This is a genomic window from Paenibacillus polysaccharolyticus (assembly GCF_900102085.1).
In the GTDB taxonomy this organism is placed as follows: Bacteria; Bacillota; Bacilli; order Paenibacillales; family Paenibacillaceae; genus Paenibacillus; species Paenibacillus polysaccharolyticus.
Map to the genome: position 1 here is coordinate 220,669 of NZ_FMVM01000012.1, position 21,949 is coordinate 242,617.

16 protein-coding genes are annotated in these 21,949 nt (G+C 46.2%); 5 read left to right on the forward strand and 11 right to left on the reverse strand.

The annotated features are described in order from the left end of the window. Positions 1–45 precede the first annotated feature (45 nt). Positions 46–2,271, reverse strand: coding sequence for a hypothetical protein (locus tag BLQ13_RS18210; protein WP_090922679.1), 2,226 nt, complete (start codon positions 2,269–2,271; stop codon positions 46–48). A gap of 869 nt (positions 2,272–3,140) precedes the next feature. On the opposite strand from BLQ13_RS18210, the gene BLQ13_RS18215 reads away from it, so the two are divergent. Both BLQ13_RS18215 and BLQ13_RS18220 read left to right on the forward strand, forming a co-directional pair. Next, a complete protein-coding gene (locus BLQ13_RS18215; RefSeq protein WP_090922681.1) occupies positions 3,141–4,385 on the forward strand; it encodes a DNA polymerase IV in 1,245 nt (414 codons plus the stop codon). Continuing rightward, positions 4,382–4,735, forward strand: a complete 354-nt coding sequence (locus tag BLQ13_RS18220) for a YolD-like family protein (RefSeq protein WP_090922683.1) — start codon at positions 4,382–4,384, stop codon at positions 4,733–4,735. Before BLQ13_RS18215 ends, BLQ13_RS18220 begins: the two co-directional genes overlap by 4 nt. 240 nt (positions 4,736–4,975) lie before the next feature. On the opposite strand, the gene glsA is transcribed toward BLQ13_RS18220, so the two are convergent. The 10 genes from glsA to BLQ13_RS18270 all read right to left on the reverse strand — a co-directional run bounded on the left by glsA (position 4,976) and on the right by BLQ13_RS18270 (position 17,472). Further along, on the reverse strand, positions 4,976–5,917 hold the full coding sequence (gene glsA, locus BLQ13_RS18225; RefSeq protein WP_090922686.1) for a glutaminase A: 942 nt from the start codon (positions 5,915–5,917) through the stop codon (positions 4,976–4,978). 274 nt (positions 5,918–6,191) lie between these two features. After that, complete coding sequence (locus BLQ13_RS18230) at positions 6,192–7,370, reverse strand: LOG family protein (protein ID WP_090922688.1); 1,179 nt, start codon at positions 7,368–7,370, stop codon at positions 6,192–6,194. A gap of 190 nt (positions 7,371–7,560) precedes the next feature. Continuing rightward, positions 7,561–8,043 (reverse strand): GNAT family N-acetyltransferase, encoded by a 483-nt coding sequence (locus tag BLQ13_RS18235; protein ID WP_090922690.1) that lies wholly within the window; start codon positions 8,041–8,043, stop codon positions 7,561–7,563. A 362-nt stretch (positions 8,044–8,405) separates the two neighbouring features. Then, on the reverse strand, positions 8,406–9,716 hold the full coding sequence (locus BLQ13_RS18240) for an L-lactate MFS transporter (RefSeq protein ID WP_090922692.1): 1,311 nt from the start codon (positions 9,714–9,716) through the stop codon (positions 8,406–8,408). A 153-nt stretch (positions 9,717–9,869) separates the two neighbouring features. Further along, positions 9,870–10,781 (reverse strand): LytR/AlgR family response regulator transcription factor, encoded by a 912-nt coding sequence (locus BLQ13_RS18245; RefSeq protein ID WP_090922735.1) that lies wholly within the window; start codon positions 10,779–10,781, stop codon positions 9,870–9,872. A 58-nt stretch (positions 10,782–10,839) separates the two neighbouring features. Next, positions 10,840–12,492: a LytS/YhcK type 5TM receptor domain-containing protein gene (locus tag BLQ13_RS18250; protein ID WP_090922736.1), complete on the reverse strand. Its 1,653-nt coding sequence runs from the start codon at positions 12,490–12,492 to the stop codon at positions 10,840–10,842. 217 nt (positions 12,493–12,709) lie between these two features. Then, positions 12,710–14,305 (reverse strand): alpha-L-rhamnosidase-related protein, encoded by a 1,596-nt coding sequence (locus tag BLQ13_RS18255; RefSeq protein WP_244159365.1) that lies wholly within the window; start codon positions 14,303–14,305, stop codon positions 12,710–12,712. Positions 14,306–14,320: 15 nt separating this feature from the next. Next, entirely contained in the window at positions 14,321–15,157 is an 837-nt protein-coding gene (locus tag BLQ13_RS18260) for a carbohydrate ABC transporter permease (RefSeq protein WP_090922694.1), read from the reverse strand. After that, positions 15,154–16,032: a carbohydrate ABC transporter permease gene (locus tag BLQ13_RS18265; protein ID WP_090922696.1), complete on the reverse strand. Its 879-nt coding sequence runs from the start codon at positions 16,030–16,032 to the stop codon at positions 15,154–15,156. Before BLQ13_RS18265 ends, BLQ13_RS18260 begins: the two co-directional genes overlap by 4 nt. Before the next feature lie 111 nt (positions 16,033–16,143). Then, entirely contained in the window at positions 16,144–17,472 is a 1,329-nt protein-coding gene (locus tag BLQ13_RS18270) for an ABC transporter substrate-binding protein (RefSeq protein ID WP_090922698.1), read from the reverse strand. 130 nt (positions 17,473–17,602) lie between these two features. Here BLQ13_RS18270 and BLQ13_RS18275 point away from each other — a divergent pair, with 130 nt between their 5' ends. The 3 genes from BLQ13_RS18275 to BLQ13_RS18285 all read left to right on the forward strand — a co-directional run. Further along, complete coding sequence (locus tag BLQ13_RS18275; RefSeq protein ID WP_090922700.1) at positions 17,603–19,399, forward strand: sensor histidine kinase; 1,797 nt, start codon at positions 17,603–17,605, stop codon at positions 19,397–19,399. Between the two features lie 17 nt (positions 19,400–19,416). Further along, entirely contained in the window at positions 19,417–20,997 is a 1,581-nt protein-coding gene (locus BLQ13_RS18280) for a response regulator transcription factor (RefSeq protein WP_090922701.1), read from the forward strand. 665 nt (positions 20,998–21,662) lie between these two features. Continuing rightward, positions 21,663–21,949 (forward strand): transposase (locus BLQ13_RS18285; RefSeq protein ID WP_090922703.1); only part of this gene is annotated, 287 nt, incomplete at its 3' end.

Genomic DNA, 21,949 nt, shown 5'->3' on the forward strand with positions numbered 1-21,949 from the left:
GAAAAAGTCCTCCTTTTATACTCGCTTATGATGTTCTATGCTGATTTATTCGATCTGAAAACTAGGCATTTTTTCGTAGCTCTGCCGCATTTTCTCATAGCTTAACTTAAGTCTTTCGCTATATTCGACCTGCTCCCAAGGTTTCCAGCTGTAAACGGGTAAAGTTTTCAAATCCAGCGTTGATTGCTCGCCCCCAGGCCAGGATATCTGTTTTGTGGAACGATCCGTCAACCACGGAACCAGCGTGATACCTTCAACGGTAGTTGTAGAAAACTCCCGACCGTTTTTCAGCGGTCCGTATTCGATGGCCTGCAAGGAGCTCGGATCACCGAAACCAAGCAGCATCCAAGGAATTCGCATCTCCACCTGATTGCCGTTATACTGCCAAGCTGTTAACGAATCGCTGTCTGCCTGTCCTGGAGCTGTCGTACCTCTCTTTAACGTTCCCACGTTCTCCGCCATGAATGGATGCGCTGAACGTGTATCTGGCGGGGTCATCTTCAGACTGACAGCCAGTTCCCACGGATGGAACGGATCGGCTGACTTCAATTGCTCGTCTGGGATCATGTTATACCCGTCCTTGCCATACAGACGCTGATTGAAATCATAGTCCTTCGCAATCTGTACCTGGGACTCGTTATCTTTACCCAATGTGATGACCGTTTCCAGTCCATCACTTAGCGTTTTGCCTGGCAACATGTTGCTTGGTTGACTGCCGCCGGTAAGAGTATCTGTCCCAATGCGAAGTACAGTTTTCTCCGGGTCAAATGGCTGATCCAGCGTCAAGCCCACATACAGATAAGCTTCATCATGGGTCATTTTCATCTCCTGAATACCATTCACTTGCCCTTGCCAGACGGTGACATCTTCTTTCTTCAGCTTATCCCAGTCATCCAGCTTGCCATCAATGGTCAGCTGTTCCTGTTTCCCTGGGTCCATGGCCAGCAGACCAAACATCTTTTCGTTGGTTAACACGTTTAGCCAGTACGCCCGGCGATCTGCCGGAATTTCCAGCGGCATCGTGTTCCAGGTCTTTTTGAACCACTCATCCTGCCACATGAACAGAATCGCTCCTGCATAGCCTTCATCATAGATATCCTGCGTAAGCGAAGCATCGATGTCTCCCTGCTGTACCTCGTTATGCCCGCCTTGATTTCGACCACCCATGCCCAGATGAGAAATACCAAGTGAGGACGGCACACCATACTCTGTAATCATTACAGGCATATCGGAAAACTCGGCTTTTAGCTTTTGCAGATAGCTTTTGTACGTGTTGTACTCGCCCTTTTCATCCTTGATGGTTTGCAGTGTCTTATCAATGTGGAACAGATCCGGGTAATACGGGTACACGTGATAGGCAGCAAAATAACCTCCATCCCATGCTTCCGGCTTAATATGCCGTGCATCCACACTGACGAGATCCTCTTCATAGAGCGGCTCGCCTGGATGATCCAGCACATCGGTTGTAACCCAGTTGGTAAACGTCATCGGATGTTCCCATCCATATTTTTTCTCCTGAACCGCCGTGTAGTCCAGCAGCTCTGCTAACCAATTTTCAAACGGCGATGCTTCTGCACTGCCGGAAAAGTGAACCCCTTTGTACTGCGGCACATCCGCATGCACCTTATTGGTGTTGTCCACCATCCCCGGGTCCCACTCGGTACCTACATGCCAAGCCATCAAGTATTTTCCGGCATTGGTTCTGTACTTGCCGCTGGACTCTCCGTTCTTGGCAGGAATGTCTGCATCACCGTACACGGCAGATACGGCCTTTTCTATCTCCTGCTTGAACCTCTGTTCAATATGATCGGCGTAGGCATCCTGCTTCTCAATCAATTCCTCTTCAGGTGACCATATGCCTTGTATAAAATATAACGGTTGCTCCCGGCCACGATTATAATCGACCAGTGCGGAGTAAAAAATCGGCTGGTGGACGGTATAGACCCGAATCACATTCGCGCCCAAATCCTGAATCTGCTCGAACCAGCGCAGGTAATCCTCCTCGGTGAGCGGAAACTCTCCCGGGTAATGTCCCGGCGAAGTCGCCCCCAGGTTCACCCCTTTAACGAACATTTCCTTCCACGTTCCATCCGGCCCGTATTGCATGAACCGGTCTCCATCGGTCTTGAATTTCATTTCCGTGCCGTTCTCCGCTGTATACGTAACAAGCTTTGGTTGCATGTAATGCCATCCGGCAAGTATTCCGCCAGTCACCACCAATGCGCCTGTCAAAGCTGTCAGTAACCAGCGTCTTCGTCGTTGTCTGCTCATGACTTCTGATTGCTCACCTCTCTAGTATGCATCCTGCTTCCCCATAGATCAGGTTCATGCATTGCACAAACCCATGCAGGAAACATACGATCATTCCGCTTCGGATGTCCGCTTGGTAGAGATGTCAGCGGTGTAGTTCTCACTATAGCGCTAAGCCTCTGCATTGTAACTAGGCTGATGGAAGCAAACATGATATGGAACGTTCTGCCCATACTCAGCCCGTTGAGCCACCCGCCAGCACTCCAAGGCAACAATTCCGTTTGCGGTCTTTTTACATTCGTGATCTGCCGAAAAGCACAGATGAATGCCCTGCTTATCCTGCACATCTTCACGTAATATTGTTATGTGCAACGCGGATGCAGGTACTCTTCCCCCGAAAAACATATACCCCATTAAACGCGAGTAACATTTTAAAGTTTCGCGTTTTTTACAGTATTAACCATAAAGATTACAAAATTGATACTATAGTCTGATAACGCATCACTGAAAATCCGCGTCCTATCAAGGTTTTCTGAAAAGTACTGAAAATGAAAAAAGGACATCAGTCCCCCTATCTAGGACTCTGTCCATGAACGACACTTTTACAAAAATCAAAATGAACTACCAGTCATCACCCGTAGGTCACAGATCTCTCACATTAAATGTAAAAAGCCACATCTTATTTCCTATTTCAGACCTCTGATCTGTCGATCGTATAATTGTGTCCAATTTGCAAAATAATTCCGGTTGCCGCATTTTGAATTGTCCTTTATGCTTATAAAATAAGAACACTTGTTCCATACTGTAAATAAACTGTAAATGAACAGCTCTCTGCAAGGATCAGACGACAGGAGCAACATCAAGAATTGCAGATAAGGAGAGGAAACATCATGCCCCGCCAAGACAGACGTGTCATCATGCTGGCAGACTGCCAGTCATTTTACGCCAGTGTGGAGAAGTCTGCACATCCCGAGTACAAGGATCGCCCCCTCGTTGTAGCTGGTGACCCGGCGAGGCGCTCAGGTATCATTCTGGCGGCGTGTCCTCTCGCCAAGTCCTACGGTATTACAACCGCAGAACGACTGGGAGAGGCGCTTGCCAAATGTCCAGATGTTGTCGTTATTCGCCCAAGAATGGCCGAATACATCCGCGTATCCCTTCATATTACACGTATTCTTCAGTCCTATACCGATCTGGTGGAACCCTACAGCATTGACGAGCAATTTCTCGATGTCACGGGAAGCCTCGATCTGTTCGGCAGTCCCGAAACAATTGCACGCAGCATTCAGTCCAAAGTGATGGATGAAACTGGCGTTTACATTCGAATCGGCATCAGCGATACCAAAGTCGTCAGCAAAATGGCCTGTGACCTGTATGCCAAAAAAGTCCCAGGAGGCATCTATACGCTGCCAAGGAAGGATATGCCCTCCACGATCTGGGAAAAACCTGTACGCGATATGTTCATGGTTGGTTCACGCATGGCACAGCATCTCTACAAAATGGGCGTTCATACGATTGGTGATTTGGCGAATACACCGCTATCCCGGCTCAAGGAGCGGTGGGGTGTAAATGGTGAAGTGTTATGGCGTATTGCTCGTGGTATAGATGATTCTCCGGTAAAACCCGGAACATACACACACCAGCAGCAGGGGATCGGACATCAGATGACGCTACCACGGGATTACGAGACTTGGGAAGAGATTAAGGTTGTGTTGCTGGAGCTCGCGGAACTAGTCAGCCGACGTTCCCGGGACAAATCACTCATGGGGCATGTCGTTTCGGTCGGGTGTCGCGGACAGGATTACGACCGGCCAACCGGTTTTTCCCGCCAGATGAAGGTGAATGAACCGACCAACATCACAGATGAAGTATATGATGCGGCGGCAGCTCTGTTTCTGCGCCATTGGGACGGATTACCCATAAGGCGCATCCATGTGTCGCTAAGCGGACTTGTACCCGATTCAGAAGTACAACTGTCCTGGTTTGACGACCGTGAACGCAAGAGAGAACTAGAACGAGCAACGGATGATATCAAGCGCAAGTTCGGAGATACCGCCATCATGCGTGCCTCATCCCTGTGCTCGTCCGCTCAGGCGCAAGATCGTTCTCATAAAATTGGAGGTCACTATAGATGAGTAAAAAATTGCAACAAAACGGACTTTTTGAGTCCTCACGCATGATGCTTCCCGAACATCGGGAAGCCTATATTCTTCATCAGGAGCAGCTCGCCCCCCGCACGCGTCCCTCACTGGATGCCCAGGCCGCAGATGAAATGTCCCGTTTGCTGAGCAACTCCATGGTACTTGGCGACCGCGTTACGATCACGCTGTTCCACGAGCATGATGACATTTCTTATACTGGACGTGTGCTCCGATTGGATCGCCCCGCCCGTACACTCAGACTGCTAACCGATGACGGGAATCGGGATCTTCAGATGAATCTCATTACAGGTGTGACTCCAGCAGGTGAATGGATGGATGAATAAACATGTGAGTGATGTAGCAAAATGAGCATTTCTTCACATATAGACATAGTGGGAACCCATTGATAGATGTAGCAGCTTCACGTTGTGCAGGACCGTATCCCTACTATACTTTAAGAACATAAAAGAGCAGTCGATAAAACCGATGTCCGTTCATTCTGCCTCGTTCAAAAGAAGCAAAATAACTGGAATCTGATTCATCCACTGCCTTAGAAGGGTAACTATTACGTTGCTTTTTTAATATTAGAAGAAACTCCAGTCGAACTCCTTGGACAGACGCTCAAGCAGATGAACGCCAGCGAGGCTGTTGCCTTTGCGATTAAGTGCTGGGCCAACCACACCGATGCCGAATTGTCCCGGAACAAGCGTCAGTATTCCACCTGAAACACCACTTTTGGCGGGCAAACCAACCTCGATGGCAAATTCACCAGAAGCATTGTACATCCCGCAGGTAGTCATAAAGGTTTTGGCGATCTGCACATAACGACGGGGAATGAGTTCTTCTCCAGTAATCGGATCGGTTCCATCATGAGCGAGAACAAGTGCCATGCGAGCCAGGTCAGCACAGGTGACTTCAATAGAACAATGGCGGAAATAAACTGCCAGCACATCTTCCACATCATCTTTGATGACACCGTTATGTTTGAGGAAATAGGCGAGAGAACGGTTCAGATGGCCGCTTTCCGATTCGGAGCGAAAAACGTCTTCGTTATAACCCAATCGTTCATTATTCGCTAACTTGCGGAAAAATTCGAGAATACGGCGGGACTTCTCTTCCTTGCAGTCACCACCAACAAGAGAGGATACGGTGATCGCCCCCGCATTAATGAGAGGATTAAACGGAATACCTGGTTCAACCAGTTCCAGCTTGATCATGGAGTCATAATCATCGCCGGTGGGTTCTTTTCCTACATTAAAGAAGACCGCCTCTTCCCCGTGATCCATCAGGGCCAGAATGAGGGTGAACACTTTGGAGATACTTTGCATCGTAAAAGGAACTCCGCAATCGCCGGCAGACACATGGTTACCTTCCGCGTCCATGATATGTATTCCCAGATCATCCTGAGATGCTTTGACCAGTTCCGGAATATAGGAAGCTACTTTCCCCTGTCCCGTATGCAGGCGGCTGGTCTCCAGCCACTCGGGCAACAGAGCATTCAGTCGTTCCATCGTTGAATCACTCATATGTCATCTCCTCCACGTTTATCTATAGAAGTATCTTACACGAGATACTAGTCCTGCAATACAACGGAGCGCTGTACTCAGGCAAGACACCTTATACTCCTTATTCTATCCTATGCATTACCCTGTGGTACGCGAAGTTACACGGATTTCTACCGGGAAAACAAAAAAGCTGCTAGCGTAACAGCTTTTATGGGGACTTTGTTCTATTCTCTGAATCAGGTTGTTCATGGATTACGATGGGAACGGTTCATTCATTTTCTGCACATTCTATCAGTCATATTTCAGTATTGTTTCCTCGCTGATTAACAAAATCTTTCGCTCTTTCAGCCATAAGCTCCGAATCAATATTGCTAATGCCAATTCTGGCAAGTTTGTGCACGACCTGACTCGCGGATTGTGCATTTTCAATAATGATGTTTACGGCTTCATCAGCATCATCGACAACGCGAATATAACGTTTGAATTCCTCTTCTGTCATATTTTTCGTACCGACAAAAAGTTGGTAAAGCAAACCCATCACTGGCATGTGCAGCCTTTTATCAGGGGTCTCTGAATTGGTCCAGAACTGGCTGTCAAGAAACAGCATTGAAGTAATTGGAGCCTTATTATACGCGTCATTCTCACGGTAATAGACTTGAGCAGCGTCCTGGAACACTTCCTGGATTGTGCCTCCCCGCCCCTCCGAAAAAATGATACCGCATGAAGCGAGTGTAAGAAGTACATCTTCCCGTATACTATTGAGAAAGTATTTCGCAACGTGGGTAGCAAACGGAGTAAAAGGCTCATGGCCATAATGCCAGGTCGGCAGTGCCAAACTGCAATTGAGTGGGCTGAGTTGATCCTTGAGTCCATTTGCTATTTCCCATGCGGGAAGCATCCATTTATGGAGTTTGCTTAACAGTTCTTCATTAAAGGTCTGCCCATCTTTACCGATAATATCGCTCATGTTTTGCGGGAATTCAGCGAACGGTTCCTCTGCCAAACGATTTATTGCAGATTCAAGGCAGTCTGCAGACCGTCCAGCGTGAAGAGCACCAAGATGTGTTGCTTCCATACAACCAGGTCCGCCACCGCTAACGACAATAAAGCCAGATTCTGATAGCTTCTGGGCAATTCGTGCTACTTTACGATAGGTTTCGCTTCCACGTTTCTCCCGATGTCCTCCCATAATTGCAACAGGACGACGGCCTGCCTGTAACTCCGTTGCCAGAAATCCGTTCATTTCGCGTACAACGGATGTATCATGCACAGCCTCCATCATTGCAGCATAAGGATCTGAGACGGTTGTACCTCCTTGCTGATGAAAATATGTAAAACACCGGAAATCTGGCGTGGCTAATAGACTCCGTGCATCATCCACATTAAAACCCTTAAGCAACTCAAAGGGAGAATAAAGCTTATCATGAATAGGGTTAAACGGAGGATGCGTAATCCATTCCAATGACTTTATCATATGCTCTCCTTTTACATGTAATTTAGGGCCATTCTCTATCTAATATAGATTGCACAGAAAAAAGCCGCTTTATAAGCGGCTGCAGCATGTAAATGAAACTATACTTTTTATCTCTGAAAAGGTTAAGAACAACCATTAAATCATTCAAAGCACATATTTAAGCATATACTTTCATGTGTATCTAACGTCTTTATCTGTTAGGACGCAGATTCAACTCCAGAATCTCCCCAGGCAAACCGTCGTAATCTCCCACCCATGTTGATTCAAAGTTCTGTCTAAGCAAAATCTGACGGGATGCCGCATTGGAAGGATCAATAACGGCATATAGAACCTCAATGCCTGCAGCCTGAGCCTGAATAATCAGGCGGGACGCGATAGCTGTACCCTGACCTTTGCCCCAATGCTCCGGTAGAATCATATACCCCATCTCTGCCCGGCTTGGGTTATCTTCATCCAGAATCAATTTGGCGTAGGCCACACCCGCATCATCCTGCGTGGTCACTCGATAGTGCCCGCATAAAGAACGAAGGTTATAATCTAGCATGGAATCGAACTGTGTTCTCGCTTCCGGCTCCGGGATCGCCCGCTCGGTAATCTGCTTCATGACGTCCTCATTGGAAACGAGTGCATAATAATGTTCAAAGTCCGGTTCTGTGTATTTTACAAAGTTCATGAATATGCCTCCTCAGGATAGATCATTTCAATGTCATCGTGTCGCATACCGTATATCATTTTATAGCGCGTCATCGAGTACAGTTTTGCTTTGATTCACCTAAAGTATAACAGAAGCAAAGGTAGCAATGCACATCTTGGGATGTACGTCAGCGTGGTTATGTCGCTCTTGCACTTGGCAACAAGACTTTTGGGATTTGTGAAGCTTTTGAAAAAGGTAAAAACGGCCTCATCTGAGACCGCTTGCCATTAATCTAATCTAACTTTTGGTATTCGTTCTTAGCCCAATGCCGTGTCCAATCGCTAGGTCTCTGTGATGTTGTGATACGTATATATGGATCTGTACAACGATATAACTACAACTTAGCTTGCCCGCGATGACGGGTTGAACTGCATCTGTTTATTATGGGAATCACGTGCCCGCAGGCTTGTACCTGGAGGTGTGATGATCAGTGCCATCAGCAGTGAACCCGCACAGAGTACCGCAATGACGATAAAGGTAAGATGGAAACCACCCAGTAGCGCACTGATGAATGATCCGGCCAGAGCACCAAATCCGAACCCTTGGTAGATCACGCCATAGTTTTTGCTTTGATTTTTCAACCCGAAGTAATCGGCCACAATGGCTGGGAACACGGTAATGTTACCCCCAAAGCAGAAGGCAATCACTGCCACACAAGCGAAGAAGATTCCAAAGTTCAGCGGCACCAGACTCAGCGTCATGACAGCCACGGCTGTAACGAGCAACGCTCCGGCGATGACTTTCATCCGTCCTACTTTATCCGACAAGGCTCCCAGAATTATACGACCCGCTGTGTTAAAAATAGCGACCATGGCCACCGCATTCGCTGCCGTTGCCACGTTAAGACCTGCGAGCTGTACGCCAATATCTTTGACAATGCCGATCAGATACAGACCGCTCATACATGCTGTGAAGAAAATACCGAAAAGCATATACGCTTCTTTTGTACGAAGCATTTCTTTAACTGTATATTGTTGATGGACTTCTGCAGGTTCACTGACCGCGCCCTCTTTGGCATTCACCGGAGACTGTTCACGAACCACCGCTTCACGGATCAGGAATGATCCGGCAACAACGAGCACAAGAACGATCATGCCCCAGTACATAAAGGCTTCCGCTGGACCAACCGCACTAATCAGCGCGGAGTTCACATACTTGAACAACAAGCTTCCTGTACCAAAAGCACCTACCGAAATACCCGAGATCAGACCCTTACGTTCAGGGAACCACTTGATCAGATTGGATAGAGAAGTGATATATGCTGTTCCGTCCGCAAAACCAACCACAAACCCAGCCAGCAGATACAGCAGCGTTAACGAGCTCACCTGAGAACTAAGAATAAGTCCAAGCCCGAGTACCACCCCGGCTACACGGATCAAACGCCGAAGCCCCCAGCGCTCTTGCAATCGGCCCGCAAACAAGGTAGCAAATGCCAAAGCAAAACTCGTAATCGAAAAAGTTATCGCGACCGAGCTGACGTCCCATCCGAAACGATCAGACAGCGGTTGATTAAATAAACTCCAAGTGTAAATGGTGCCGAGTCCCATTTGTACAATAATTGTACCCAGTACAATAAGCCAGCGGTTCATGGATAAAGATGATGTCGTGGTTGAATTCAATGCTGATGAAGCGGATGAAATAGCTGCTTTCATCGTAATCTCCCCTTTGCCGATGTCTGTGACATGTTGAACATTCTCTGTACCATTCAAACATACTTGAATGCGTTCACAAGACCATCATACATGAAAGGGGATTCATAGAGCCGTTTGCAGCATGAGTTGCATCAAATACGGAATGAAATGCCGTTATATGCGCATGAGTTGCCTGAATTCTTTGACTTTGCCACGACTTACGGGCACTTCGGCTTCCAGATCACGCAAACGAAGCAGATAAGTATTGTTAAACCAAGGCACAATCTCACGGATTTGGACAAGATTCACAAGATAGGAACGATGACAACGGAAGAAAGCATCCTGAGGCAAGCGACTGTGAAAATCGGAAATGCTGACCGGCATCGTGAACTCTCCATTTTTGGTATACACCTTGGTGACCTTCTCCTGAGCCTCTGCATAATAGATATCTGCCGAATCGGTGACAATGATATTGTCATTGCGCAGCAAATTGACCCGTGTTCCTGTCAGATGATCCGCCGCCTGTGATGGAGAATTAGAAGATATCGGTCGCTGCTCCAGTCCTTGATGTGCCAGCGATGTGCCAGTATGAAGCGGAGCTTCTCTTATGTCATATCCTCGCAGAGCCCCATGATCATTTGTTGATGAATGTCCCTCTGGGCGCCGATATGCCTGGTTCTCACTCTGCGTTCGGCTATCCAAGTTCTCCGCTTGCTCCTGATCCCGCTTGAAGGTCAGCTCCAACTTGTGCAACATGGCAGCGATCCGCTTCTCGTCATAAGGCTTCAAAATATAATCAAAGGCTTCCAGTTCAAAAGCCTCAGCCGCATGCTCCTTATAGGCTGTCGTAAATACGATGTAAGGTTTACGTGCAAACTTGCCAATATGATGTGCCAGCATCATACCGTCCAGCGAAGGAATGTTAATATCGAGAAATAGTACATCCACTTCCTGCTCCTGCAAAAATTTAAGCACATCCAGGCCATCTTCCAGACAATCCACAACATCAATTTGGCTATGCTCGTGAATGAGATAACTCAATTCTTCGCTTGCCGGAATTTCATCCTCCACAACTAAGGCTCTCATCCTTCTTTTGTCTACCCTATTCAACATGCCTTCATCTAACGCTTTCATCGCTTCATCATCACCTTGATATGACATCTCCTTTGGGTACATCAAATAAAATCTCGGTCCCTTGCTCTAACCTTTTAATTATCAGGCCTTGTCCATAAATCAACTTCACACGCCGATGCACATTATATAGCCCGATCTGATTGCCCGGCATACGGTCATGATAGACCTTCTCAACAATATCTGCGCTGATACCTGATCCCGTATCACTCACGCTAATACGTACAAAATCAGAGTGATCCTGCACCTGAATCCGCACGGTTCCAGGGCCTTTAACCTTCAGAATCCCATGTATAATCGCGTTTTCTACGAGAGGTTGAATGACCAGGCTTGGAATATGCACTGCCACTTCATCAATCTCGTAGATAACCGTGAGTCTGCTGCCAAAGCGCGCTTTTTCAATCTCCACATAATTACGGACCTGCTCCAGCTCTTTATGGATATCAATTAACTCGTCTGACAGCTCCAAGTTGTAACGCATGTAACCCGAGAGGTTAACAATAAGTTCCCGCGCACGATCCGGCTTGGTGCGTATGGACGAAGCGATAGCGTTCAGCGCATTGAACAAAAAATGAGGATGAATCGTTGTCTGTAATGCGCGTAATTCCGCTTTGTTCGCCGCAGCCTTAATCTCCTCTACGCGAGACACCTCCATCTGAGTGGAAATAATCTGCGAGAGTCCTACAGCCATCGTTTGCAGTGGATACGTAATTTTGTAGGCTTTACGATAATAGATTTTAAGCGCGCCCGTCACATCGCCCCGTTCTTTCAGGGGAATGATCAGCAACGAGTGGATATCCGGGGTTTTCTCATCCGTTACATCGTTACTGATCATAATCTCCCCGCTGGATATCGTCTTTTTGGTCATTTCGCTGATGATTTCATTGCCAATATGATAACGTTCCTCACCAAAACCAACATAAGCCAAAACATTCCGTGTATCCGTGATCGCTACCGCGTCCGCTTGGATATCCTCTTGAATGATTTTACATATTTTGCGCAGGGAATCCTCATCAATCGAGCGGAAATACGGTAGTGTTTTATTCGCAATCTCCAAAGCCAGCTTGGCCTGACGGCCTGCAATTAACTCCTTTTCCCCCTCCACACTCTGCACCAAAAGTACGATCAGCCCAATGTTCACCTCACCCAAAATCATCGGCAGTGCAATCTTCGAAACGATATCTGCTCCAAGCGGGTCAGGATACGAGTATAAGAGAATCAGCAGCATCGTGAGCGCTTCAATGATCATGCCTGCCCCAATACCGATCATCCAGCGTTTGGATTTTGGGGTGTATTTGTGAATATAACCTGACACCAGCCCCGCCAGAATACTTGTGATCAGGCACGGAATCGCGGTTATGCCATCCATATCGATGAGGTAACGATGCACCCCGGACACAAGTCCCGTAATAATGCCCACCGGTGCCCCGAACAAGATTCCACCTGATAAAATCGCAATGATCCGCACATTAACAAGTGAGCCTTCAACGTTGATGCCTGTATATGTACCAAAGATGGCAAACGCACAGAATAACATAGTTACCGCAGCATACTCCTGCCATCTTAACTTGCCCTTTTGCAAAATCTGCCTGAACCGCGGCACCCGCGACAGAAAAAACAAAAATATAATCAGCAGCGCCGCCCGCTCAAACAGCCCCAGCAGCATCGTAAACATTTCCAATCCATCTTCCTCCACATCTATCTGAAAAAAATAACAATAACAGCGCCAGATCACCCTCATGCATCCCACACTGCGATATTGTATCCGCACTACTCGTATGCAACAGTTTACCCTCCCCTTTGGAGGAAAGCAAAGGATATCCTGTGAATATCGTAAAAAGGCCAACCGAACATCCGGTTGACCTCGTTCCACTGCATTTGGATCAGCAAGCAGTTGAAGCAAATATTCGTCTAATAAAATAACTTGGTGTACAGCTCCAGGCATGGCAATAACTATTGATCAGATTACTGCCATACGGAGAATATGTCTTGTCGTCGGGATTATATAGCTCCCAGAACGTATCTGCTCCATCCTTTACCATGCCGCCCCAGTATGCTCGAATCTGCGCCAAGGCCTCTTCCTTTTTTCCACATTGCAACAGCGACTCTACGTAATGATGCATCATGTAAGGCGTGTTCATTGGAATTGCTTCCTTATGATTCATCAGTCGTTGCAACAATGCCCACGCCGCATCCTTATCCACCACTTCAGCCAGAATCATCCAAACCTGCGATGCCCACGATACTTGACGCTCCTCACCACTAATGAAAAAACCCTGTTCCTCATCCCATAAATAATGAAGGGTAGCCCGTTCCGCCTGCTGAACCTGCATCTGAATCTGTTCCTCTTGCGCGGACAGCCCCAGTTCCCGGGCAATCCATTGTCCTCTTTTCATGCCATAGATCAATATCGCCTGTGCACCTGCCTGTTTATTCAACTGCTCATGCCAATCGAGGAAGCAATACCACGTCTCGTCATCCTGTACAACACCACGTGCATCCAGCCTTTTCAAGGCAATGTCGATCTGCTCTCTGGCAACAGGCCACAACACCTCCAGTGTCTCTCGATCCTTCGTTGCCTCGTAATAGTCCCATAATGTAGTGATGAAAAATAGGGCATAGTCATACAAGTAGATGTCATCTACATAAGGCTCCGGTTTTTCGTACAGGCACGCACCTACTTGCCCACCTTCCAACCTGGATCCGGCAAACAGATATAAACAGCGCTTCACCAGATCATTACAGCCAAATGTCTCATAATTGACCAAGGCCTGCAAACGCAGATCACCAATCCATAACCGCCGATCCCGCTTCGGCCCGTCCTCAAATACCGTTTGCATACAATCCCGAAGTGTACGAATCGATACCAGATCAAGCTGTGCGAGCTCTTCATCGATGTTTTCCGGCAATGGCGGTACAGCATCCATCGATGCGGAAGTCACCGCCCTACAATAAATATCCTTGATCTGGATATCATACCGAATCGATGTGTCCAGTACTTCAATCTTCAGATAACGAAAGGCATATCGACGGTTCAACGTAACTGTGCCAGGTAGCACGTCCACATTAAGCACCTCGTCCTGCAACCAGGAACGACTAAGCCACCCCTCATATGTGGAAAAGTCTTCCGAAACCTCACATGGCATCTCGCCAAATGTCAATTTTAATCTCAAAGGTGCATCTGCATTGCTTCGGACATTCAGCAGTGACAGGGTTACATAACCGACGAGATGCTGGCTAAAATCCAGTGTTATCTCGTCTCCCTTGCATAGCGTTTGCTTGGGCAAAACAGAAGCCGGGCCTATCGTCTCCATCCGCCAACCTTGAAATGCATGTGAATCTGACATGGAACGAACGATCTGCTCGGGATATACCGTTTGCTCGTGGAGCTTTGGAATCCATTGCTGCGACTGATCCATCCATGATTCGTTTATGATATGTTCACCCATCTTGGTTTCACTTATAATCTTTTCACTCATGTCAGGTTCCCCTCCTTAACCTTTAACTGCACCAACCGTCATACCACCAACGAAGTATTTTTGTAAAAATAAAAAGACCAGCAACAGCGGCAGTGCACACAGAAAGCAAGCTGCGAACAATACATTCCATTGGGTCGGATTTTGCTGATCCCCCATAAATCCAAGCATCGCCAGAGGTAAAGGTGAATCTCCCGCTCCGGAAATGAAAATCATATTAAAAAAGTAATCGTTCCAGATCCATACTCCCTGCGTAATAATAACGGACACCGTCACTGGAAGGAGCAGCGGAAAAACAACTGTCCAGAAACGCTGGAATAATCCGGCACCATCAATATGTGCAGCCTCCTCCACCTCTTCAGGTACACCACTGCGAATAAATCCGGTATACAGGAAGGTGGAAAACGGCAAGCTGCAGGTTATAAACATAAAGATCGGAGTATACTGGTTCGTCGGAATATGCAGCGCATTAATCATCTGCACGATAGGGATCAACACCATCTGAGCAGGCACCACGAGCCCGGACAGAAAAAATAAATACATAAACTTGCTGAGCTTTGTTTTCAGCCGGGCCATCGGATATGAGGCCATCGCTGCGAACAGGACCACAAAGATGACCGATACCCCAGTTAACACAACGCTGTTCCATAAAGCATCCAGAAAATGCATACGCTCGAAGGCAGCTTTGTAACTTGCCAGAGACATACCTTGAAACAGGACGAGTGGATTGGTGTTATCTTTCGGATCACGCAATGAAGTCGAAAAAGCAATAATCAGCGGAATCAGATTCAGCGCCATAATTAGAATGACAGCGAGCTGAGTAAACCCTTTTCCCATCCATTTACGAGAAGTCATGCAGACACCTCCCGCTTGTTCATTTTCAGTACAAATACCGCCGTAATAACGATAATTACAGCAAAAGATATGACACCAAGCGCTGAAGCCTTACCAAAGAGCTGCTCGGTAAATGCCATTTTATAGATTGAAAAGATTAACGTATTCGTCGCTGTACCTGGGCCGCCATTGGTCATAATAAACGGAAAGTCAAACGCTTTGAGCCCGTTGATCAAGCTAAGGGTTACATTAATGGTGATAGCCGTTGCCAGAAGAGGTATCTTCACATGTCTCAACAACCGCCAAGGACCGCACCCGTCGATCCGACCCGCTTCTAACAGATCATTCGGGACTGTTTGCAGACCGGCCAGGAAAATAATCATCGTAGTCCCGATCGTTTTCCAGATTTCCACAAAAATGATGGAATACAAGGCTGTTGAATAATCACCGAGAAAATTCAGTTCACTCGCAATACCCAGTTTATTCAGAAAGGAAGAAATCAGCCCGTAATCCGGCATGTATACGTAACTCCAGAGAAATCCCACAACGATTGCGCTGAATAGCGTAGGAATATAGGCCAAAGAACGGTAGATTCCGGTTCCTCTTATTTTCATATTTAATAGCAAAGCCATCCCCAAACCGATTAGATTACCCACAATAACCGTAACAAACGTATAGATTAATGTGTTTTTCAACGATACACCAAGCACATCACCGCGAAACAAATCTTTGTAATTGTCCAATCCGATATAGCTAAACGCCTGAGCATATCCGTTATAGTCCGTTATACTGTACTGGAATAATCGCAGAATCGGGAAAATCCAGAACGTCAGGTAAAAAAGTAATGCGGGCACAGCAAACCAGTACATGGACTTTTTCATGACAGTCGAGTTCATCTTGCTCCATCCTCTCCCAGAAGAATGCGGCCAGGGAAGTAGCTGAAAAGCCCTTCCCCATGGCAACAGACAGTTTCATCTAATTCTTGATCAAGTGTTTTCAGACACACTCTAGTTCTTCCACAGCTCTCTAAATTTGCTTTCCATCGCAGCTGCGACCTCTTCAGGTGTTGTCTTTTGTCCAGCGATAATCTCTGCGAATTTGGCTTGCATGACATCCGACACTCCCGCAGGCCACATCTGATTGCTAAAATATATAGAGTTGCCTGTTTGTTGATAATTGTCATTTACTTCCTTGAACAATTCCTTCTCCAATGTCACACCTTTGTACACACTGATTGAACTGTTGGAAGCCACAAAAGCTTTGAACAACTCTGACTGTCCGTCAAACAGATAATTCAGCACTTGCTTCGCTGCATCCAGATTGGCTGATTTTGCATTGAGTGCATAACCGGCTGATGTTGCACCAGACACATATACCGGTTTGCCAGAATCATTGCCTGGAAGGGAAGAGAATCCGCGAGTGAAGTCGGCTGCCCCTTTGGATGTCATGGAAGCGTAATCCCATGTACCGGTCAATGTCATCGCTGCTTTGCCATCAATGAACAGCTGTGCTGATTGTGCACTGCCGATACCCAGTGAGTTCTTCACGATGTAACCTTTGTCGTACAGATCTTTATACCTCGAAATTGTTTCAATCCACTTTGGATCGGTCAGTGATTTCTCACCTTTTTGCAGCTTTACATCAAAATCCTTATCATCCGGGTATACCATGTTGGCCGCAATCTGATACATTCCAAATTGGATCACCCAAGGATCTTTATCTCCCATAGCAATCGGTGTGATCCCCGCATCCTTCAACTTTTGGCATAATTCCAGAAACGAAGGCCAATCTTTCGGAAATTCGGAGTAACCAACCTGTTGTAGCAGTTCCTTATTGTAATAAGCCCCCAGAAATGCAATACCACCCGATACGCCGTATGGCTTGCCGTCCACAGACATATCATCCTTTGCACCTTGACTGATATTATTCCAGAACTTCAGGTCAGACAGGTCAGCGGCAAATCCGGCTTTGGCAAAATCAACGACTCCACCTGCTGAATTTTTGGGGAAAATCCAGAACATATCCGGCCCCTGTCCAGCTGCCAGTTTCGTTCGTACCGAGGTGTTGTACTGATCATCAGGAAGCTTCTGCACTTCCAGCGTGATATTCGGAAACTTTTCCTTGACTAGACGAGGCAACGTTTCGAGTTCGAAGTCCTCCCCTTCCGACGCCTTGTTTCCTGAGAGCATCATCGTCAACGTGATCGGTTTGGCAGAGTCACCGGCTCCCCCATTATTGTCGGAACTTCCCTGTTCCTGACTGGCAGAACTACATGCGCTAAGGAACGTCATTAGCAGCACTAAAGTCAAAGGCCACAGTTGTTTTCTATTTTTCATCTTGTCATTCCCCCGATTCATGTTTATTCTTGCTTTGTGCACATTTTCATCATACGGCGTTCATTAGTACATTTACTTTAGCTTGTGTGGTGCACTATTTTTAGAATTGACATTCGCAGGGGGAGCACGTATGATTCTGTTCAATATCAAAACCAAACTGTTTCTGATCCTCGTTCTTGTGTCGATCATACCCATTATCGTTGTATCCCTGAGTTCCTACCGAAGTTATACGAAGCTGGTGAATGAGCAGACTTCTCTGATTACATCCACAACAATCGGCAATTCGGTCGAAAGTATGGAAGAGATTTTGCAGAACATTGACCGGATTTCGGTCACTCTTCTTCAGCAGTCTTCCAATGCAACCGCTTACAGCACAGTTAGTGATGAACTAACGAAGCTGAACGATACGAATGATCAGTATGACATTTTTATGATACGTAGCAAGCTCAAGCTGATCTTTGAAAATATTTTGCTCGGATACAATTACATTAATGGTCTCTACCTCTTCACACCAGACGGAAAATGGATCAGTTATGGAAGCAGTGGCACGGATCTGCGTCTAGACTACGTTGCTCTTCAGGATGAATGGTATCTCGACACCATTCAGCGTAAAGGCGATTTATATGTTGGCGAGGTGGGCGTTAAACCTTATATTATCAATGCCAAACAGTCGATCGGTTTCTCCAGAGCCCTTTACGATCCGAACAATCATGAGTTTCTCGGCGTATTCATGCTGGATTGCGGGATGAACATTTTTGACGGACTGAAACGGAATCCTGCGCCAAGTCTCTCCAACCTGTATTTGGCTGACGATCAGGGGAAAATACTATACTCCACGGAAAGCGACCAGATCGGACATCCTCTTCCTGCCAGCTTTAATCCGGCAATGAAGCAAGTGAACAGTAGTTCACAGTATAAAACCATTCAGGATAAAATGATGACCGTTATACAAAAAGTGCCTGGACATAACTGGAATGTGATTGCCAACATCTCTCTTGAACGCTTATACGAGCAGTACAACATCTCTCAAAAGCTATTTTTGTATGTTGCTGTAAGCTGTGCTGTAATCTTTCTACTCTTATCCTTTTTCTTGTCCAACCTGATTACCAAACCGATCATTGAATTAACCAAAATGATGCGTAAGACCAAATCACATCAGTTCGTGAAGATCAGACCGCAAAAAAGCAAACATGTGGATGAAATCGGAATCCTCTATCATGAATTCAATAAAATGATGAAGGATATTGATACCCATATTCGGGAGAGCTATCAAAATAAAATCCTGACACTCGATTCACAGATGAAAGCACTCGAAGCACAGATCAATTCTCATTTCTTATACAATACACTGGAGTCAATCAACAGTATTGCAGAGATTGAAGAGGTCGAAAGCATTGTCGTTATGACCAAGTCACTCGGCGATATGTTCCGTTACAGCATCAAAACAGATAGCGAACGCGTCACCGTCAGCGAAGAGCTACAGCATGTTGAAAATTATATGGCCATTCAACAGATCAGGTATGGAGATAAAATCAACTTCGAGCTATACGTGGAGCCTGAGATCCAAAACCACTATATGCTGAAACTGCTGTTGCAACCGCTCGTGGAAAATGCAATTTACCATGGTCTGGAGAACAAACGTGGAAAGGGTACGATTATGATTACCGGCAAGGTTCAAGATGAACGGATCATCTTTGAGGTATGCGATGACGGCGTAGGCATTGCTCCTGAACAGGCAGATGAACTCAACCATTTGCTATCACAGCCGCCAGAATTCATTTCTGTTGGTCAAAGGCTCAAGCAGAGCATTGGCATCAAAAACGTACATTCACGAATTGTTCTGTATTATGGTGACGGATACGGGTTGACCTTCCATAGTGAGGTTCATCGAGGAACCCGAATTACCGTAAAGATTCCAAGTCTTTGAGAGTAGGGGTGACCGCTATGTATACGTTTATCGTTGTGGATGACGAACATTTGATTCGTAAAGGTCTGTTAAAAAAACTGGAGGCATCGGAGCATAAGATGACGCTGGTTGGTGAAGCAGACAATGGAGCCGAAGCATTAGAATTGATTGAATCTTTGAGCCCCGATATTGTCTTCACAGATATGCGCATGCCCGAGATGGACGGGCAATGGTTAATTCGAACGGTGAGCCAGCGTTTTCCTCATATCAAACTCATCGTGATCAGTGGCCATACTGATTTTGATTATATGCAGGAGGCCATCTCGGCCAAGGTAGTCAATTACCTGCTTAAACCGTTTAGCCGGGACGAAGTTCAACGTGCCTTGCAACAAGCGATACTAACACTTGAACAGGAGCGCGCGCTGAAACAAGAGGTTGTTCAGCTGACTGTGGAGACAGAACAAATGAAAATCGATGCTGACCATCAGACTTTTCTTCATGTTGTGCTGAGTCCACATCTGCCCGCGAAGCGCCCTATATTCCGTTCCCGCGAATTCGCTGTCCTTCTGGAAGCCAAACTTCTGCTTTTTATGATGATCTATAGTCCTAAACCCTTCATCGTGGAGCATCTTCCATCTTTTCCGCAAAGTCTCTATATCCCGCATCCTCAATCAGAACAACTTGTTTTTCTCATGATGTGTGATCCAGGCGACACAGTTGCTGAACTGCAAAAACGTGCCGTTCTATACGCGGAGCGTATCCTTGCAGAAACAACAACAGCGGAATGTTGTATCGGAATCAGTCTTCCCTTATCCGATGTAAGTCGTATTCGTGATGCTCATCATCAGACTATTTTAGCTCTCGACCAACGCTCCATTACCGATTTCGGTAAATGTTATACCTATACAGAGGAGAATAACACCTTGTCTTCCTTGCGCTGGAGCAGGTCGCATGAATTACTGTTTTCTATCGAAAGCGGCAGCGTATCCAAAGTGCAAGAGTTAATCGCTGATTTCTTTGCTTTCTTTCTCCAGCAACCTGATGCTTTACTAGCACACCTGAAAGAGCAGTGCCGGGACATTGTGGCTGAAACGAAACGCTTGCTGCAACATTATTTGCAAAGCGGTAGCGGCGTCAACGGAAACGCTTCCTCTAGTCTCGAAGCCGTGCTTGACATTTCATTTGATATGGAATCCATTCGTCAGTATATGGACAAAGTGTTGACAGGGACAGCACTACTACTTCAAGAATATAATCCTTATCGATCCGATCAAGTTATCGACAACGTCAGGAAATATATCGATGTTCATTATGCCAAAAATTTAACGCTGGAATGGGTCTCCTCCCTTTTTTACCTGAACCCAAGTTATCTCAGCTATCTGTTTAAAGAAAAACACGGCGAGAACTTCACAGATTACGTTAACCGCCTGCGTATCGAACAAGCTAAACGCGCCTTAACCTTGACCGAGGACAAAGTCTATCGCATTGCCAAGCAGCTTGGTTACGATAATCCAAAATACTTCTTCCGCGTATTCAAAAAAGTGACCGGACTGACCCCCGAGGAATTCCGGAAACAGTACAAAGTTACGTGCAGCACCAAAGAACCAGGTCACGAGTGATGACCTGATTCTTTGGGGTATGCCTGCTTGGTGCAGAGGTTTTACATCTTTTCATTCACAGAGAATACTAGACTGGTTTAGAGAACCGCTGCTAACGCAGCCACACTTGGCAAGCACATATAAAGCCAGCCAACACTACGTCCTTCTCACTATCCTTACTTAGCTGAATTGACCAACTTCTCCTTCACAGCGAACACTAGACTAAAAATACAGCTTTTCTCCCACCATCCACACTTGGGCTGAATGGACCAACTTCTCTTCCTCAGATAACACTTGTCAACACTACAACCTTTCTTCCGCAGCAAACGTTAGCTAACACAAGTTATTTTTTTAATTTTCAATTATGATCACAAAGCTAACGAGCAAAGCCTCCCAGAAAAAACTTCTCACCGTATCTCTCCAAATTCTAACGATTTCAGATGAGTTTATTTGAGCGAAATAGAACCTTCTGAAATTGTAACGATCTCCACAGAGCTTATTTCAACAAAAACAGAGGAAACAAGCCCATTTTAGCGCCAAACAACTGAAATAAGCTTCCCTGGGATCGTTAGAAAATAAAAACGTGTGAAATCGCTGAAATAGCGTCTCTGGTCTTTAAAGCCCCCTAATCCAATTGGACACTCGAAGCTACCTCAGATACACTAAATGAAATGAGGAGAGTGTTCATGAAAAGACGATTTAGATGCCCGGTTGAGGCGAAAAAGGAGTATGTCGTAGAGGTGCTTTCTGGCCTCCGGACAGAGGTCGTGGCACGAAAGTACGGCATGTCTCCTAAAACGCTGACGACTTGGGTTCGTCAATATGAAGATGAGGTGGGGGAACTGGTGGCTAAAAAACAAAAAGAAACGCAACAAATACAGCAAGATGCAGCCAACTATCAAGAATTACAAGAGAAATACGATGAAGCTTTGAAACTTCTCGGCGCAAAAGAATTAGAGAACCAGATTCTCAA